Here is a 15,729-nt window from a genome sequence, read left to right as displayed (position 1 = left end):
CTCCAATTGAAGGAGGAAAAATATTTTGGAACAGACTGTCCAGCAATTGATAAACGGAATATCTCTTGGTAGTATCTATGCCCTTATTGCACTTGGCTATACTATGGTTTACGGAATCATCAACCTGATCAACTTCGCACATGGAGATGTGCTCATGGTCGGAGCCTATATCGGTTTTGCCCTGACAGGCATTCTGGGATTCTCATTCCTGCCCGCTCTTCTTCTTTCCATGGCGCTCTGCGGTATCCTTGGTGTAATCATCGAGAAGGTTGCGTATAAACCGTTAAGAGGGGGATCAAGAATTTCAGCCCTCATCACAGCCATCGCCGTTTCACTTTTTCTTCAATATGGAATGATGTATTTCGTCGGACCTGAAAGCAGAACCTACAAAGAGATTCTCCCATCAGATCAGATCCGGGTCTTTGGAACAGGTGCCGTCATTGATATCAGGAGCCTGTACATCATCGGTATCACAGCCCTACTCATGATCATTCTTATGTATATCACAAACAGAACCAAAGCAGGAAAATCCATGAGAGCCCTTTCACAGGATAGGGATGCCGCTGAGCTTATGGGCATAAATGTCAGCAGGACCATTTCATATACATTTTTTCTAGGCTCCTCACTTGCTGGAGCCGCCGGTGTACTGATAGGCGTCTACTACAGCACCATCAATCCCCTCATGGGTGCCACGCCAGGACTGAAAGCCTTTGTTTCTGCTGTAATCGGTGGAATAGGAATTATTCCAGGAGCGGTCTTCGGTGGATTTTTCCTTGGCCTTCTGGAAACACTGGTCAGCTCCATGGGCGGATCTCTATACAAAGACGCTGCAGCATTTCTGATCCTGATCATTGTACTCCTTGTAAGACCCACCGGTCTATTAGGGTATAAAGACAACGAAAAGGTATAGGTGTACATATGAAATCTATTATGAATCGCAATAATCTCATAAAAACCCTACTCATCCTGGCTTTCTATACTGCTGTGATGGTGATGATGAATGCCGGCATCATTGATTCCTACATTTTTCTGAACATCGTAAGCATCGGCATCAACATCATTCTGGCTGTCAGCCTTAACCTCATCACAGGATTTACCGGCCAGTTCTCGCTAGGACATGCCGCGTTCATGTCCATAGGAGCTTATGCTTCTGGTATCCTCACAGCAAGGCTAGGCCTGCCCTTTATCGCAGGTATTCTGGGTGCGGCTGCTACTGCAGCTCTGGCGGGGCTTTTAATCGGTATTCCTACGCTCAGACTCAAAGGGGATTATCTGGCCATCGCAACCTTGGGATTCGGTGAGATTGTAAGAATCATCGGGCTGAACTGGAAATATGGCGGTGGGGCAATGGGACTTAACGACATTCCCCGTTATACCAGCTGGACATGGCTCTTTTCCCTTATTGTCCTCACCATTGTGGTCATCTCGAATTTCATTTCCTCCTACAACGGACGGGCTGTAATTTCCATAAAGGAAGATGAAATCGCATCCAGATCCATGGGAGTCAACACCAGCTACTATAAGGTCCTGGTCTTTTCCCTTGGAGCGCTCTTTGCCGGTGTTGCAGGTTCCCTTTATGCCAACTTCTTCTATTTCATCAAACCGGATTCTTTCGGGTTTATGAAATCTGTAGACATCCTGGTCATTGTGGTTATGGGTGGTCTGGGCAGCATCAGGGGCTCTGTGATCAGCGCCATCACCCTTTCTCTTCTATCTCTTTCTCTTCAGGGAATACCCGAATTGAGAATGGTCATCTATGCCGTCATCCTGTTCATCATGATGGTATACAAACCTCAGAGAATTCTGGCTAAATTCAGAAAAATGATTTTGAAGGAGGCATAGCCATGGAACTGTTAAATGTATCGAAGCTTTCAAAGGAATTCGGTGGAGTCAAAGCTGTTCAGGATATAGACATCGTCATTGAAGAAAATGAGATCACAGGAATCATCGGTCCTAATGGAGCCGGTAAAACGACTTTCTTCAATCTTCTGACCGGAATCTACAGCCCCACCTCAGGTGAAATCACCTACAATCTTGAAGAGGAAGTGAAGAGCCGCCAGCTGAAGCCTCAAAGGATGGCCAGATACGGCATTGCCAGAACTTTCCAGAATATCCGCCTCTTCAAGGAGATGACTGTATTTGATAACGTACTTCTCGGATACCATTCCAATATGAATTATGGTGTACTGTCTTCCATATTAAGACTGCCATCTTACTTCACGGGAGAAAAGCAGGCCTCGGATAAGGTGACAGAGCTCCTTAGAATCTTCAATCTTCTGGAAAAGAAAAATGAAAAAGCCAGAAACCTGTCCTATGGAGATCAGCGTAAAGTGGAGATTGCAAGAGCTCTGGCTTCAGATCCCAAGGTACTTCTCCTTGATGAACCCGCGGCAGGTATGAATCCCAATGAAACCAATGAGCTCACAAAACTCATCCGCTGGGTCAAGGATGAATTCGGTCTGACCATCGTTCTTATTGAACATGATATGTCTCTTGTCATGAAACTCTGCGACAAGATCTTTGTGTTCGACTATGGTCATCTCATAGCTGAAGGAAATCCGGAGAGCATACAGAATAATGAAAAGGTTATCAAAGCCTATCTCGGAGGTGACTATGTTGCTCAAGCTAAATAATCTGTCCGTCCATTATGGAGCCATTCAGGCTCTCAAGGATGTGTCGTTCCATATTCAGGAGGGTGAGATTGTCTCTCTCATCGGCGCTAACGGATCAGGAAAGACCACTACCCTTCGGACCATTTCGGGGCTGGTGAAGAAAACATCAGGTGATATTCTCTACAGTGGAAAAGATATCTCTAGAACCCTGGCATCAGACATTGTTAAGCTCGGACTATCTCATGTACCGGAAGGAAGAAGAATCTTCCCTAGGATGACCGTCTATGAGAATCTGGAAGTCGGTGCCATCACAAGAAAGGATAAGGAAGGAATTTCCAGAGACTTTCAGCGATCTTTTGAACTTTTTCCAAGACTTCTTGAAAGAAAGCACCAGATGGCAGGAACTCTTTCCGGTGGCGAACAGCAGATGCTGGCCATCGCCAGAGGACTGCTCTCAAGACCGAGGCTCCTCCTTCTGGACGAACCCTCAATGGGTCTTGCCCCGCTTATTGTGGAAGAGATTTTCAGTATCATAACCGACATCAACAAACAAGGGACGACCGTCCTTCTGGTGGAACAGAATGCAAACCTCGCCCTGAAATATTCTCATCGCGGGTACATCCTGAAGAACGGTTATGTCGATATGGAAGGTGATTCCAAGGATCTTTTCAATAACGAAGAAATCAGAAAAGCCTACTTAGGCGGATAAATAATGACCAGATGATCATGATACATATCACAATCATCTGGTCATTTTCTCAGCTCTTATATATTTCTCCGGAAACAATGCACTCCCCTGTTTCCCATACAAGAACCGTTTCGTGCTCCTGATCTTCAAAATTGAAGAAATCCTCCTGAGGCACTTCAAACTCCGTTGTTCTCGTTGTTTCCATCCGATTGACAAAAAACAGTCCGCCCAGAAGGATAACGATGATAAGAGGAAGGAGCACCACAATGGCAAGAACTGCGATGAGTGATCCGTTGCTTCTCTTATTGACTCTGGTCCCTGACACCGCATTTATTCTGTCATTGGTGAGATCTTCTGAGCATCTGGGGCATACGTTGAAATGAGCTTCCACCGCTGTGCCGCATGAAGGGCATCTCTCCTTAAGTGAAGCTCCGCAGCGAGGGCAGCTCAGGTAGCTGTTCTGCACCGTTTCTCCACAGCTCGCGCAGGACAGAGAGGAATAGTTCTCCCTGAAAATCAGATAAATGATCAGCCCGATAAGTGAAGGAACAAACACCGCAACGATTGTCCAGAGCACTGCATTCATCCCTCTCTCTGTGGCATCACGATAGACATAGACACCGATGAGTACTGGAACCACCAGAAACAGCCCGATAATGATGATGAATGGAATTAATGAGGCTGCTATCATTGCATTCATAAATTCATAACCTCCTTATTCTGTACAAGTTTATTCAGTCCGTAAAACATTAGAACAATGGCTCCCGACATGAAAAGGAGCAGGAACGCCATGACAAAAATCATCCATGAAGCCATAGGAATGAAGCGTGATATGATGAGCGCAAATGAAAAATCCATCAGAGCCATCCCTGTGGTCGCCATAAAGATGATCAGTTTCCGTTCTTTTCTCTCTTTTTCGAGAGAACGAAGATGGGTTTCATTTAAGTAAGGTTCGAGCATATATGACCCGTCTTTTTCATTTTTCAGCTTTTCCTCATTAAAAAGCGCAGTCAACAGATCATCCGGTTTCCTAAAGTCTTTCATCTTCCAGTGCCTCCCTTAATTCCTCTCTTGCCAGATGAAGTCGGGACTTCACAGTTCCTTCTTTGATACCGGCCATGGAGGAGATTTCTTTCACCGAGTAACCTTCGTAGTAATGAAGAACCACAACAAGTCTTTTCCTGTAATCCAGTCTTTTCAGTGCTTCATTCAGTCTGTCGTTCCCGTCTGGAGTGTGAGTGTTCTTCTGTACATCCGTAAAGTACTCTCTTTCTTCATTACTCATGAAATTCAGAAACATGCCTTCAAATGCCCTTTTCTTCAGAAGGGTTCTGAAGCTGTTGACACAGACTTTTGTGATCCAGGGGTAGAATTCCTGAAGAGGGTCATAAGTATCCCAGCCTTTAAGCGCTCTCAGCCAGGTCTCCTGATACAGCTCATCCGCTCTTTCCCTGTCTCTTTCAAGCTTCAGACAGAGGTGGTAGAGTCTTTTCGAATATTTTTCGACAAATCCCTCCAGCATCTTATCCCATCCCCCCTTCCTTACTTCATCCTCTTACCTATATATACTTTATTATATTCAAAAAGGTTCATTTATTTATCTTTTTTTCCTGAATTTATATTCAGAAAGTCAAAAACCCAAGATTTCACTTAGTTCTAAGTGAAATCTTGGGTTGTTCTATATAACCGGTTCATAATCCTGTGGTCTGATCTCTTCTTGTAACCTCTTTCATAATCTCATCCAGGAGTCTATGTGCACTCTCTTCTTTGGAGAGTTCTCCAAATGCAGTCATCTTTCCATCCTTTGCATAAAGGATGATGCTGTTCTTCTCCTTGCCGAATACCATCCCTTCGGAAATGTCGTTGGCTGCGATAAAGTCCAGATTCTTCCTTTCCAGTTTCTCCCTGGCATGGGCTTCCAGATCTTGTGATTCTGCGGCAAATCCGATAAGGATCTGATTCTTTTTCTTTTCACCAAGACCTTTCAGAATATCCTTGTCCTTGACAAGTTCCAAAGTGAAACTGTCTTCACTCTTCTTGATCTTATGCTTAGAAATTTCTCTGACTTTAAAATCCGATACTGCAGCAGCCATAATCACCATATCCGTATCATCATAACACTTCAGGATTTCATGATCCATTTGCTCATTGGTGAGTGCACTTACTGTTTTAATGCCGTCAGGCACAGATGCGGTAAGGTGTCCATGAATGAGGGTAACGTCTGCGCCTCTGTCTTTCAGGGCTTTGGCCAGTGCAATACCCATTTTCCCTGACGAACGATTGGTCAGGACCCTCACCGGATCCACAGGGGCTTCTGTTCCTCCTGCAGTCACAATGACCTTCCTTCCTGCAAAATCCTTCTTAGGATAAAGGAGCTTCATTATCTCATCAAATATATCATCTACTACTGCAAGTTTCCCTTCACCGACATCACCGCAGGCGAGTCTTCCCGCACCAGGGCTTACGAAGGTGTAGCCTATGCTCTTAAGTTTTGCGATATTCTCCTGAACCATAGGACTCGCATACATCTGGGTGTTCATAGCCGGTGCGATGAGCACCTCAGCTTTAGTCGCCATGATGGAGGTGCTGATGAAATCATCCGAGATGCCATGAGCCATTTTCCCGATGATATTGGCTGTAGCCGGAACAACTGCAAATACATCCGCTTTTTTCGCCAGGGAGATATGTGCTATCTCATAGGCTTTCGGTTCATCAAACATGTCCGTAATCACCGGATTCTGGCTCAGACTCTGAAAGCTCAGCGGAGTGACAAATTCCTGGGCAGATTTTGTCATTGCCACGTCAACGTTGATGTTGTGTTTCTTCAGTCTGGAAACCAGTTCGAGCGCTTTATAGGCCGCTACTCCACCCGTTACACAAAGCACAACGTTTTTCATGTTACTTCACGCCGTCTTTGAGTGTTTCATACTCGATAAGACCTGCATTCACTTCGTTAACTGCTACGGAAAGAGGATTGACACTTGTCGCCGCTACGAGCGGCTGCTGACCGTCGATGATCTGTCTTGCCCTTCTTGAGGTGATGGTCACCAGGCGATATCTGTTTTCTACTCTGTTTAGTAATTCTGTTACTGATGGTTCTATTAATGAACTCATTATAATTCTTCCTCCTTCAAGGTTAAAATTTCGTTTGTTACACGGGTGACACGGCATCTTTCTGCTCTTACGATACACATAAGATCGCTGTATGCCTGATCTACGGTGTGATTGGTGATGGCATAGTTGTATTTTGAAACATAGTTGATCTCATTATATGCAGATTTGAACCGCGTCAGAAGGGACTCCGGTGTTTCGCTTCCTCTTCCGATGATTCTCTTTTTCAGTTCATTCATGGAAGGAGGAAGGATAAAGATGAAAATCCCCTCAGTGGTGTTCTCCTGAACATTCAGTGCACCCTGTATATCGATTTCCAGAATCACGTCTGAGCCTGCAGCAAGTTTTTTCTCCACTTCAGCCCTTGGTGTTCCATAGAAATTTCCATATACTTCAGCAAATTCCAGGAACTCGTCATTCTCGATTTTCCTCTGAAACTCTTCTCTCGTGACAAAATAATAACTTTCACCTTCCACTTCGCCCGCTCTTGGTGCTCGGGTGGTCATGGAAACGGAGTTCCATACGTGATTGCCGCAGTTTGTCTTGTATGCCTCACACACTGTACCTTTACCTGCTCCTGACGGTCCAGATATGACCAGGAGTAAACCTCTATTCATCTATACCTACCTCATCTGCAATATCATCCTTGGTCTCCAGTCTATGGGCAACTGTTTCAGGCTGCACCGCGGAAAGAATGATATGATCAGAATCCGTAACTACTACAGCTCTTGTTCTTCTTCCGTAGGTGGCGTCAATCAGCATTCCTCTTTCTCTGGCTTCCTGTATGATTCTTTTGATCGGTGCAGATTCGGGAGATACGATGGCCACGATTTTGTTTGCTGACACAATATTACCGAAGCCTATGTTCACTAATTTGATGTTCATATTCTCACTCCTACTCTATATTTTGCATTTGTTCTCTGATTTTCTCAATTTCATTTTTGATGAGGAGCACAAGATTGGTGATCTCGATGTCAACGGATTTTGATGCCATGGTATTGGCTTCACGATTCATCTCCTGAGCGAGGAAATCAAGTTTTCTTCCCACCGGCTCTTTCTCATCCAGAAATTTTTCAAGCTGCTCCATATGGGAAAGCAGTCTCGTTATTTCTTCATCTATGCTGGATTTATCTGTATAGAGAGCAATCTCAAGCGCAAGTCTCGACTCATCCACAGGAACGGTGTCAAGAAGTTCACCGATTCTCTTCTCCAGTCTTTCTTTATATAAAGGAATGACCATCCTGTCTTTTTCCCTGACACTTTCCACCATGCTGACAATTTCCTTTGCCTTTGACAGCATATCCGATTTCAGGGATTCTCCTTCAACAGTCTTCATTTCAAGCATGTTTCTGGAAGCGCCTTCCACAGCTTTTTCCAGCAGGCTCCAGATTTCATCGATGTTCTCTTCTTTCTCTTCTGTAAAAACCACATCGGGGAATCTGGCTAAAAGAGAAACTGATATATCGTCCTTAAGTGAGAATTCCTCCCCAAGACCTCTCAGGATATCCATATACCCTCTGGCAAGATTTCGATTGGATTTTACCGCAGTATCTTCTCGTGCATAATTCTTGTAGGTGATGAACACATCGATTTTTCCTCTGGAAATATATTTTGAAATCAGCTTTCTTACACGATCTTCCAGCGTCATAAGACTCTTTGGCATTCTGATATTCATATCCAGATATCTGTGATTAACTGCTCTCATTTCCACTAGAAAACTTCGTTTTTCATCGTCGAACATGGCTCTTCCAAAACCTGTCATGCTTTTAATCATCATAAGCCTCCAATTTATTACTCTTCATTATATGCTTTAAACCCGAATCTAATCAAGCATTATCGGTATCTTCAAGATACAGGTCCTTTTCGAACCATTCTCTTACATCAAGCGGATCCTTATAGATGGATAATGCAACCATAAGCTTGATCCTTGCTTTCTGTCCGGGAAGACTGTCGCCGAAGATTACACCCATATTGCGCAGGTGCTTTCCTCCACCTTCATACCCGTAGCTGCCATAAACCCTTCCTTCGTAGCATCTTGAAACAATCACCACATGGATATTTCTTGATAGTGCGTAACGGATTCCTTCCACCATCTGCGGCGGCACATTTCCGCGCCCGAAAGCTTCGATGACGATACCCTTGGAGCCTTTGTCAACAAGGAACTTAAGGTAGGACGAGTCCATACCGGCAACCGTCTTGATGAGATCCACATCAGTGACCAGCTGCTCGATGTTGTGCACCTGCCTGACATCATTGCTCCTGTAATAGATGACACGGTTGTTGTCGACTATACCCAGCGGTCCGAAGGATGGCGTGCGGAAAGCGTTGAGGGATAACGAATTTGTTTTTGTGACTTCCTGAGCGGCATTGAGTTCACCATTGAGGCATACAAGAACGCCTCTGTTCCTGGATTCAGCTGACGAAGCCGTTACTATGGACTGTGCAAGATTTGAAGGCCCGTCATAGCCGAGTTCGGAACCTGAACGCATGGCTCCTGTAAAAACGATGGGAATCTGGGTATCTATGGTGAGATCAAAAAGAAATGCGGTTTCCTCCAGTGTATCGGTACCATGAGTAATGACTACACCATCAGGTTTATCCTCTTTTATGATATTCAACGTGAACTTCCTAAGATCCATCATTTTTTCCATGGTCATGTGAGGACTTGGAAAGGAGCTGAAGTTATACGAAATGACCTCCGCATGTTTCTCGATTCCAGTGACCATGTGCATGATTTCTTCGCCTGTGAGTGAAGGAACTGCCGCTTTGATTTTGGGATCCACTTTCATGGAAATGGTTCCACCATTGAAAATAACTACAATTTTTTTCATTGCATCTATCCTTAATCCTCTTTCTTTTTTTCTGCAAAATACTGATAAAGATAAGTCAGGATCCTTCCGTTATAGAGCTTCCTGTTCTTATGCGATTTTCTGCCGAACGCTTTTTCAAATCCTTCAACAGCAGATAAGACATACATATCAAAATCTTCATGTACCGCCTTGTCACGCCCCATCTTCTCCATGAGCATTCTTATGGTTTCAAGCTCTCCAAGACGCTCACCATAAGGCGGGTTCGTGATGATGGTGACATTTTTCTCCGTATATTTCAGATCCATAAAATCAGAATGCTTGAAAAAGATGTTATTGAAAACTCCAGCTTTCTTTGCATTCATCTTTGCGGTTGACAGAACATAGGTGTCATTGTCATATCCGGTAATAGAAGTGTTCAGGGATTTCACCTGATTTCTTGCACCGTCTCTGACCTGGGGATAGATGTCCTTAGGAAAGCTTGGCCAGGATTCCGAAACAAACTCTCTGTCCGCATTTGGTGCGATATTTCTGGCAATCATTGCCGCCTCGATAAGAATTGTACCTGAACCGCAGAATGGATCGATAAGCGGTCTAGAACCGTCATATCCCGAAATGAGCACAAGTGCCGCGGCCAGTGTTTCCTTGAGAGGTGCAGCACCTGAATGCTCTCTATAGCCTCTTCTGTGGAGACCTGCTCCAGAAGTATCTACCGTAATCGTGGCGATATCTTTAAGCAGAGCGATTTCGATCTTGTACACTGCACCGGTTTCCGCGAAAATTTCACGGTCATAGGTTTTTTTCATGGATTCGACTACCGCTTTCTTTACGATACTCTGGCAGTCGGGTACACTGTGCAGCTGACTTTTCACGGATTTTCCCACTACGTGCATCTTTCCGCTTATGGGAATCAGCTCTCCGAAATTAATAGCCTTTGTACCTTGAAAGAGTTCTTCGAATGATAACGCTTTAAATTCTCCAAGTTTTATGAGTACTCTTTCTGCTGTTCGAAGATGAATATTGCATATGGCGATATCCATCTCATCCCCATCAAACTCCACTTTACCATTTTCCACTTTCAGGTCTTCATATCCCAGTTCTTTCAGTTCATTGGATAAGATTTTCTCTATACCGAATGCACAGGTGGCGATGAGTCTGTAATCCATTTAAACTTCTCCTTTGAGTGTCAGTGAGAGAGGACAGTGGTCCGAACCCATGATTTCGTTGTATATGGCAGCATCTTCGATGTCTCCCAGCACATTCTCGGAAACCACAAAGTAGTCGATTCTCCAGCCCACATTCCGGTCACGTGCACGGAATCTCTGATCCCAGTATGTGTAGATCACCTTTTCGGGATTGGCAGCTCGATATACATCGACAAATCCATGACTCAGAAGTTTCGAGAACCAGTTTCTTTCTATATCCAGAAATCCGGAGGTCTTTCTGTTGCTTTCAGGATTCGCAAGGTCTATCTCATTATGCGCCACATTGAAATCTCCGGTGATGATCACCTTTCTGCCTGCTTCTTTCAGTTCATTGAACTTCAGAAGAAGATCATCATAGAACTTCATTTTATAGGCGAGTCTTTCTTCTCCTCTTCCGCCGTTGGGGAAGTAGATACCGAATATCGCATAGTCACCCACATTCACCTGAAGGACTCTGCCTTCCACATCATAGATTTCGATTCCGCAGCCCTTTATGATTTCATCCACAGCGATGCGGCTGTAGACCGCAACAGAGGAATAGCCTTTTCTAATGCCTGAGTGCATGGTCAGGGTATATCCCAGCTCCTTCAGCAGAATCTCCTCTACGAGCTGGTCCTCCTGCATTTTTGTTTCCTGTATAAAAAGGATGTCCGGATCAAGTGCGATCACACTCTCTTTGAATCCCTTCTTCATTATTGCTCTTAGTCCATTTACATTCCATGATACGATCTTCATTCGTTACCTTCCTTTGTATAGATATCCACTGCATTTCTACCATCGATCTCTTCAAGCATCACTTTAACCAGTTCGTTTCTGGAAGTGGGTACATTCTTCCCGACATAATCTGCTCGGATAGGCAGTTCACGATGTCCTCTGTCGATCAGGACCGCCAGCTGTATGCTTTTGGGTCTTCCGTTTTTGGTGACAGCATCCAGTGCAGCTCTTACTGTACGTCCGGTATAGAGCACATCATCGACCAGAATCACCTTCTTATCTTTGATCGGCACTTCAATCAGCGCATTCCGGATAAATGGCGTATCATAGTCCTCTTCCAGATCATCACGATAAAGTGTAATGTCGACACTAGCGACAGGAAGCAGAACGTCTTCAAACTTCAGTATGTTCTCTCTGATTCTTTCTGCAAGAGGTACACCTCTTCTTTTGATTCCTATAAGTACGAGATCCTCAACACCTTTGTTTTTCTCTACAATTTCATGTGAGATTCTGACCAGAGCTCTTTCAATTGCTTTTTCATCTAAAAGTCCAGCTTTAAAATCCATAAACACCATAGAAACGCAGTTTCTATGTTATGACACCACCTTTCCATTTTTTATATAATCACTGATATTTATTGAAAACACTATTCTGATATCATTTTATTATACTAAATAATCCTAGCCATGGGCTAGGATGTGTTCATTATTTGTTAATATTATTCATTTATTGTTCTTATTCTTCTCCATACGATGCAGCTTTATCAGGAACTCTCTGAACTCATCATGCACCGGTGCGGAAAACTGAAGGTAACCCTTCAAAGGTGTCTCAAACCCCAGAGTTGCTGCATGCAGAAGCTGCCCTTTTATGCTTTCCTTCTTATGACCGTAAACATAATCTCCTGCAAGCGGGTGATGTAAAGAGGCCATATGCACTCTGATCTGGTGGGTTCTTCCCGTTTCTAGCTTTGCTTTAATCAGGGTATAATCCTTATATCTTCGGACGACCTCATAATGTGTAACAGCTCTTTTACCGTCTTCACTGATTGCCATCTTCAACCTGTCCTTTTTCGATCTTGCAAGAGGTGCATCCACTGTACCTCTGTCTTTTTTTACATTTCCATGGACTAGAGCATAGTACTCCCTCTTCATGGAATGATCTCTCAGCTGGCAGGAAAGATAACCGTGTGCCAGGTCATTTTTAGCCACAACCAGAATCCCAGTAGTGTCCTTGTCAATTCGATGAACGATTCCCGGTCTTAAGATACCATTGATTCCGGATAGGTCCGAAATATGATAGAGAAGCGCGTTCACAAGCGTATTATGGTAATTTCCTTGAGCAGGATGAACAACCATACCTTTATTTTTATTGACCACAACGACATCCTCATCCTCATAGAGAATATTGATGGGAATATCTGTCGCAGTGACTTCAAGTTCTTCAAGTTCGGGAAGTTCCAGAAGAATGCTGTCCTCTTCATGAACTTTAAAAGAGGGCTTTCTGACTTTCCCTTCAACCGTGATGCATTCCCTGTCGATGAGCTTTTGTATGTAAGAGCGGGAGAGGTCAGGCAGATTCTCGCTGAGATATACATCCAGCCTTTTCCCGTCCGCTTCTTTTTCTACCAGATACTGCAGTTCTTCCAAATTAATCCACTTCCTTCAGGATATAAATAATGAGCAGGCCCGTTCCGACAGTCACGCAGATATCCGCTACGTTGAATGTCGGGAAATAGTATGCCTCTTTCCAGTGCCATGAAATGAAATCAACAACAAATCCATAGCGCAGACGGTCAATGAGATTTCCGACGGCTCCTGTAAGAATCAGTGCATTACTTAGCGTAAACAGCAGTGTTTTCTTTTTTGTCTTGACGTAATTGACAAAGAGGACAACAAGAACGAGGAGTGTAACAGCGGCTAGAAGATATACTCTGCCCTGAAAGATTCCGAAAGCTGCTCCCCTGTTTTCCAGATAGGATAAATCAAAGAAACCTTTAATCACCGTAATATCCGGTTTCCCCTTTAAGGTGTCTATCGCCCAGATCTTTGTAAGATAATCTAGTATCAGTCCGATGATGAATATGATGTATATCATGTTAGCCTCCATATTTCACTGGTATTTTTCATAATCTCTCTCAGGGTATCCATATTTATGGTCTGCTGACTGTCGGAGCAGGCGCTGTCCGGATCAACATGGGTTTCGATCAGCAGGCCGTCAGCTCCTGCCATGATCCCTGCAAGGGCCATGGGCTTGACGAGTTCCCTGACGCCGGTTCCATGACTTGGGTCCACAATGACAGGTAAGCGGCAGTTCCTGTCAAGATAAGCCACTGAATTCAGATCCAACGTATTTCTTGTGGTGGTTTCAAACGTTCTGATTCCTCTTTCGCATAAAATCACCTGATCATTTCCGATGTTCAGGATATACTCCGCGGCATTTATCCATTCATTGACTGTAGCGCTGAAACCGCGTTTCAGGATGACGGGTTTGCCAAGCTTCCCCACCTCTTCAAGCAGTACATAGTTATACATGTTTCTGGAACCGATCTGGATGATGTCCACGATATCAGCTGCCTTTTCGATATCTCTCAGATCAAGGATTTCCGTGGAGATAACCATATCAAATTCTTTTTTGATAATTGAGAGTATCTCGAGACCTTCATCTTTCAGGCCCTGAAATGCGTAGGGTGAGGTTCTTGGCTTGAAGGCTCCACCTCTAAGCACATCCACGCCCATTTCTTTGAGATCACAGGCAATCTTTCTCATGGTGTCCAGATTTTCCACCGAGCAGGGTCCCGCAAAGAAAACAGGATCCTCCATAAGTGTCTTGTTACCGATTTTTATTTTTACTTTCCCGAGGGAAAGATCCATTGTCTTCTGTATCATTTAATTACTCCAATATACTGGTCAGAGCCTGCAGAATCTCTTCTTCCGCAACCTGTACCTTTATTACGGGTTCACCGATCTTCTGAAGCAGTGTGAACCGCATATGTTCATCATTTTTTTTATCTTTTTTCAATGCATCCATCAGCTTTTCTCTGCTGACGCCGCTCAGCTTTTCTTTCATTTCATATTTCTTCAGAATCGCTATAACCTGCTTTCTCACAAAAGGGTCGAGATCATTCTTCATTTCGCTTAATGCAAGCTCAGCGATCAGCCCAAGCCCCACAGCTTCACCATGGGTGATTCCACCGGAAAGCACACTTTCCACGGCATGGCCGACATTATGACCAAGATTGAGGATGTTTCTTATCCCTGTATCTCTGAAATCTTCTTCCACAACCTTTATCTTGATGCTCAGTCCGCGTCTTATGAAGGATTCAAGAGGAAGCTCAGTAATCTCATTATTGTATGCGCTCAGTTCTTCTAAAATAGAACCTGTCTCATCCAGAAGCCCATACTTGATGATTTCACCCAGACCGCTTTTCAGATCTTCATCTTTCAGAGTATCCAGAAAATCCGTACAGATCAGGATTACATCAGGCTTTCTGAAGGTACCGATGTAGTTTTTGATTCCCTGGTAATTCACACCGCACTTGCCACCCGCCGAACTGTCACACATGGAAAGAAGTGTGGTGGGCACAAGTATGAACGGAATGCCTCTTTTAAACGTCGCGGCTGCAAAACCTGCGACATCTCCAGTGATTCCTCCTCCGATTCCGATCAGCGTTTCTATTTTCTGGTGTTCCCAAAGAAATGCATAGATTTTTTCCACTTCACTGAGTGTTTTATTTTCTTCAGTGGCTTCGTATAGATAAACGTTTTTGCTTTTCAGTAAACCACAAAGCTGAGGAGAAATTCCGAAGAGTTTTTTATCCACGACAAAAAGCGCATCTTCAGGCAGTATTTCAAAAATGCGGTGAATCTTGTCTATAAAACTGATATTCTCTTTTTTGAACCTAATATCATCCATATCATTTCCCTCATCAGATATCTTATCATATGCACACTGGCTTCACAAGAAAAGAGACTCTCAATAGAAAGCCTCTTCGATCCGTCACGACTATCCCTTAATCTCCAGCTCATCATCCAGATAGTCATCCAATTTGATTATTTCTTCGTCGGTTTCTTCACCCTTAATATCACTCATCTGATTCAGCCCGGAAACCTGAAGTGAACGAGTGCCTAAAGTTCCTCTTTCGATTTCGTCAGACGATGATGTGAATGAACTCATCTGACTTTCCATGAAGTTCAGCACTCTCATCTTGAAGTTCATGAATTCCATTCTGTACTTTTCATATTCCCGTTTGATTCTCTCATTCTCCTTATTGGAGTTTTCAATGATCCCCTGGGCTTTGGCATGGGCATTTTCAAGGATATGTTCCGCTTCCTTCTCCGCCTGATTCTTAGTCGCGTCAGCGGTATTCTGTGCGAGAACCAGTGTGCTCTGGAGTGTTTTTTCAAGGCTCGCATAATGCTCGAGCTTTTCGTTGAAGCTTTCAATTTTATCCCTAAGGCTAGCATTTTCACGATATAACGCTTCGAAGTCCTCAACAATTTCATCTAAGAATTCATCTACCTCGTCTGTGCTGTAGCCTCTCATTGTTCTTTTGAAATCTTTGTTTGTAATCTCTACTGGTGTTATCTTCATGA

The 15,729-nt window shown here is 43.9% G+C and carries 21 protein-coding genes; 4 read left to right on the top strand and 17 right to left on the bottom strand.

All coding sequences use genetic code 11. From position 1 onward, the window contains the following. The first annotated feature begins 25 nt into the window (after window positions 1-25). The 4 genes from RTX25_RS02320 to RTX25_RS02305 are packed head-to-tail and all read left to right on the top strand — an operon-like array spanning window position 26 to window position 3,321. Entirely contained in the window at window positions 26-910 is an 885-nt protein-coding gene (locus RTX25_RS02320) for a branched-chain amino acid ABC transporter permease (protein WP_312649980.1), read from the top strand. Window positions 911-918: 8 nt separating this feature from the next. Next, a complete protein-coding gene (locus RTX25_RS02315; RefSeq protein ID WP_312649978.1) occupies window positions 919-1,842 on the top strand; it encodes a branched-chain amino acid ABC transporter permease in 924 nt (307 codons plus the stop codon). A 2-nt stretch (window positions 1,843-1,844) separates the two neighbouring features. Continuing rightward, window positions 1,845-2,633: an ABC transporter ATP-binding protein gene (locus RTX25_RS02310; protein WP_312649975.1), complete on the top strand. Its 789-nt coding sequence runs from the start codon at window positions 1,845-1,847 to the stop codon at window positions 2,631-2,633. After that, the gene (locus RTX25_RS02305; protein WP_397428509.1) at window positions 2,617-3,321 is read left to right on the top strand and encodes an ABC transporter ATP-binding protein; all 705 of its coding nucleotides are present in this window, start codon (window positions 2,617-2,619) and stop codon (window positions 3,319-3,321) included. The genes RTX25_RS02310 and RTX25_RS02305 overlap by 17 nt, the downstream gene beginning before the upstream one ends. Before the next feature lie 49 nt (window positions 3,322-3,370). Here the strand turns inward: RTX25_RS02305 and RTX25_RS02300 are convergent, their stop codons facing one another. From RTX25_RS02300 to RTX25_RS02220, 17 genes are all read right to left on the bottom strand, one after another. Continuing rightward, the gene (locus tag RTX25_RS02300) at window positions 3,371-4,000 is read right to left on the bottom strand and encodes a zinc ribbon domain-containing protein (RefSeq protein ID WP_312649969.1); all 630 of its coding nucleotides are present in this window, start codon (window positions 3,998-4,000) and stop codon (window positions 3,371-3,373) included. After that, window positions 3,997-4,344 carry a hypothetical protein gene (locus tag RTX25_RS02295; protein WP_312649967.1) on the bottom strand — a complete coding sequence of 116 codons (348 nt, stop codon included), beginning with the start codon at window positions 4,342-4,344 and terminating at the stop codon, window positions 3,997-3,999. Before RTX25_RS02295 ends, RTX25_RS02300 begins: the two co-directional genes overlap by 4 nt. Then, window positions 4,331-4,822, bottom strand: a complete 492-nt coding sequence (locus RTX25_RS02290) for an RNA polymerase sigma factor (protein WP_312649964.1) — start codon at window positions 4,820-4,822, stop codon at window positions 4,331-4,333. The genes RTX25_RS02295 and RTX25_RS02290 overlap by 14 nt, the downstream gene beginning before the upstream one ends. Before the next feature lie 169 nt (window positions 4,823-4,991). Continuing rightward, entirely contained in the window at window positions 4,992-6,197 is a 1,206-nt protein-coding gene (coaBC, locus tag RTX25_RS02285) for a bifunctional phosphopantothenoylcysteine decarboxylase/phosphopantothenate--cysteine ligase CoaBC (RefSeq protein WP_312649961.1), read from the bottom strand. 1 nt (window position 6,198) lies between these two features. Next, window positions 6,199-6,417, bottom strand: coding sequence for a DNA-directed RNA polymerase subunit omega (rpoZ, locus tag RTX25_RS02280; RefSeq protein WP_312650255.1), 219 nt, complete (start codon window positions 6,415-6,417; stop codon window positions 6,199-6,201). Then, window positions 6,414-7,028, bottom strand: coding sequence for a guanylate kinase (gmk, locus tag RTX25_RS02275; RefSeq protein WP_312649959.1), 615 nt, complete (start codon window positions 7,026-7,028; stop codon window positions 6,414-6,416). Before gmk ends, rpoZ begins: the two co-directional genes overlap by 4 nt. Further along, a complete protein-coding gene (remA, locus tag RTX25_RS02270) occupies window positions 7,021-7,296 on the bottom strand; it encodes an extracellular matrix/biofilm regulator RemA (protein ID WP_312649956.1) in 276 nt (91 codons plus the stop codon). The genes gmk and remA overlap by 8 nt, the downstream gene beginning before the upstream one ends. A gap of 10 nt (window positions 7,297-7,306) precedes the next feature. Continuing rightward, the gene (locus RTX25_RS02265; RefSeq protein WP_312649953.1) at window positions 7,307-8,185 is read right to left on the bottom strand and encodes a YicC/YloC family endoribonuclease; all 879 of its coding nucleotides are present in this window, start codon (window positions 8,183-8,185) and stop codon (window positions 7,307-7,309) included. Window positions 8,186-8,237: 52 nt separating this feature from the next. Beyond that, complete coding sequence (locus RTX25_RS02260) at window positions 8,238-9,242, bottom strand: asparaginase (protein ID WP_312649950.1); 1,005 nt, start codon at window positions 9,240-9,242, stop codon at window positions 8,238-8,240. Between the two features lie 11 nt (window positions 9,243-9,253). Continuing rightward, window positions 9,254-10,384, bottom strand: a complete 1,131-nt coding sequence (locus RTX25_RS02255; RefSeq protein WP_312649947.1) for a class I SAM-dependent RNA methyltransferase — start codon at window positions 10,382-10,384, stop codon at window positions 9,254-9,256. Continuing rightward, the gene (locus RTX25_RS02250) at window positions 10,385-11,158 is read right to left on the bottom strand and encodes an exodeoxyribonuclease III (RefSeq protein WP_312649945.1); all 774 of its coding nucleotides are present in this window, start codon (window positions 11,156-11,158) and stop codon (window positions 10,385-10,387) included. It abuts the gene before it with no gap. Further along, a complete protein-coding gene (pyrR, locus tag RTX25_RS02245; protein ID WP_312649942.1) occupies window positions 11,155-11,703 on the bottom strand; it encodes a bifunctional pyr operon transcriptional regulator/uracil phosphoribosyltransferase PyrR in 549 nt (182 codons plus the stop codon). The genes RTX25_RS02250 and pyrR overlap by 4 nt, the downstream gene beginning before the upstream one ends. 156 nt (window positions 11,704-11,859) lie before the next feature. Next, complete coding sequence (locus RTX25_RS02240) at window positions 11,860-12,783, bottom strand: RluA family pseudouridine synthase (RefSeq protein ID WP_312649939.1); 924 nt, start codon at window positions 12,781-12,783, stop codon at window positions 11,860-11,862. Between the two features lies 1 nt (window position 12,784). Next, window positions 12,785-13,231: a signal peptidase II gene (gene lspA / locus RTX25_RS02235; protein WP_312649936.1), complete on the bottom strand. Its 447-nt coding sequence runs from the start codon at window positions 13,229-13,231 to the stop codon at window positions 12,785-12,787. Next, window positions 13,228-14,022: a 3-deoxy-7-phosphoheptulonate synthase gene (gene aroF, locus RTX25_RS02230; protein WP_312649933.1), complete on the bottom strand. Its 795-nt coding sequence runs from the start codon at window positions 14,020-14,022 to the stop codon at window positions 13,228-13,230. The genes lspA and aroF overlap by 4 nt, the downstream gene beginning before the upstream one ends. Before the next feature lie 4 nt (window positions 14,023-14,026). Continuing rightward, window positions 14,027-15,049 carry a 3-dehydroquinate synthase family protein gene (locus RTX25_RS02225; RefSeq protein ID WP_312649929.1) on the bottom strand — a complete coding sequence of 341 codons (1,023 nt, stop codon included), beginning with the start codon at window positions 15,047-15,049 and terminating at the stop codon, window positions 14,027-14,029. 90 nt (window positions 15,050-15,139) lie between these two features. Further along, complete coding sequence (locus RTX25_RS02220; protein ID WP_312649926.1) at window positions 15,140-15,727, bottom strand: DivIVA domain-containing protein; 588 nt, start codon at window positions 15,725-15,727, stop codon at window positions 15,140-15,142. Window positions 15,728-15,729 lie beyond the last annotated feature (2 nt).

It is taken from the genome of Proteiniclasticum sp. (genome assembly GCF_032054185.1).
Classification (GTDB): Bacteria; Bacillota; Clostridia; order Clostridiales; family Clostridiaceae; genus Proteiniclasticum.
Note: the sequence above shows the minus strand (reverse complement) of the source record. Positions and strands in the feature narration are given on the sequence as shown.

Excerpts from the sequence above, each read along its gene's own strand:
- remA (WP_312649956.1), bottom strand. The coding sequence starts at position 7,296 with ATGAACATCAAATTAGTGAACATAGGCTTCGGTAATATTGTGTCAGCA.
- pyrR (WP_312649942.1), bottom strand. The coding sequence starts at position 11,703 with ATGGATTTTAAAGCTGGACTTTTAGATGAAAAAGCAATTGAAAGAGCT.
- aroF (WP_312649933.1), bottom strand. The coding sequence starts at position 14,022 with ATGATACAGAAGACAATGGATCTTTCCCTCGGGAAAGTAAAAATAAAA.
- RTX25_RS02250 (WP_312649945.1), bottom strand. The coding sequence starts at position 11,158 with ATGAAGATCGTATCATGGAATGTAAATGGACTAAGAGCAATAATGAAG.
- RTX25_RS02265 (WP_312649953.1), bottom strand. The coding sequence starts at position 8,185 with ATGATTAAAAGCATGACAGGTTTTGGAAGAGCCATGTTCGACGATGAA.
- RTX25_RS02255 (WP_312649947.1), bottom strand. The coding sequence starts at position 10,384 with ATGGATTACAGACTCATCGCCACCTGTGCATTCGGTATAGAGAAAATC.
- RTX25_RS02220 (WP_312649926.1), bottom strand. The coding sequence starts at position 15,727 with ATGAAGATAACACCAGTAGAGATTACAAACAAAGATTTCAAAAGAACA.
- RTX25_RS02315 (WP_312649978.1), top strand. The coding sequence starts at position 919 with ATGAAATCTATTATGAATCGCAATAATCTCATAAAAACCCTACTCATC.
- gmk (WP_312649959.1), bottom strand. The coding sequence starts at position 7,028 with ATGAATAGAGGTTTACTCCTGGTCATATCTGGACCGTCAGGAGCAGGT.
- RTX25_RS02225 (WP_312649929.1), bottom strand. The coding sequence starts at position 15,049 with ATGGATGATATTAGGTTCAAAAAAGAGAATATCAGTTTTATAGACAAG.
- RTX25_RS02260 (WP_312649950.1), bottom strand. The coding sequence starts at position 9,242 with ATGAAAAAAATTGTAGTTATTTTCAATGGTGGAACCATTTCCATGAAA.
- RTX25_RS02290 (WP_312649964.1), bottom strand. The coding sequence starts at position 4,822 with ATGCTGGAGGGATTTGTCGAAAAATATTCGAAAAGACTCTACCACCTC.
- lspA (WP_312649936.1), bottom strand. The coding sequence starts at position 13,231 with ATGATATACATCATATTCATCATCGGACTGATACTAGATTATCTTACA.
- RTX25_RS02310 (WP_312649975.1), top strand. The coding sequence starts at position 1,845 with ATGGAACTGTTAAATGTATCGAAGCTTTCAAAGGAATTCGGTGGAGTC.
- RTX25_RS02300 (WP_312649969.1), bottom strand. The coding sequence starts at position 4,000 with ATGAATGCAATGATAGCAGCCTCATTAATTCCATTCATCATCATTATC.
- RTX25_RS02295 (WP_312649967.1), bottom strand. The coding sequence starts at position 4,344 with ATGAAAGACTTTAGGAAACCGGATGATCTGTTGACTGCGCTTTTTAAT.
- coaBC (WP_312649961.1), bottom strand. The coding sequence starts at position 6,197 with ATGAAAAACGTTGTGCTTTGTGTAACGGGTGGAGTAGCGGCCTATAAA.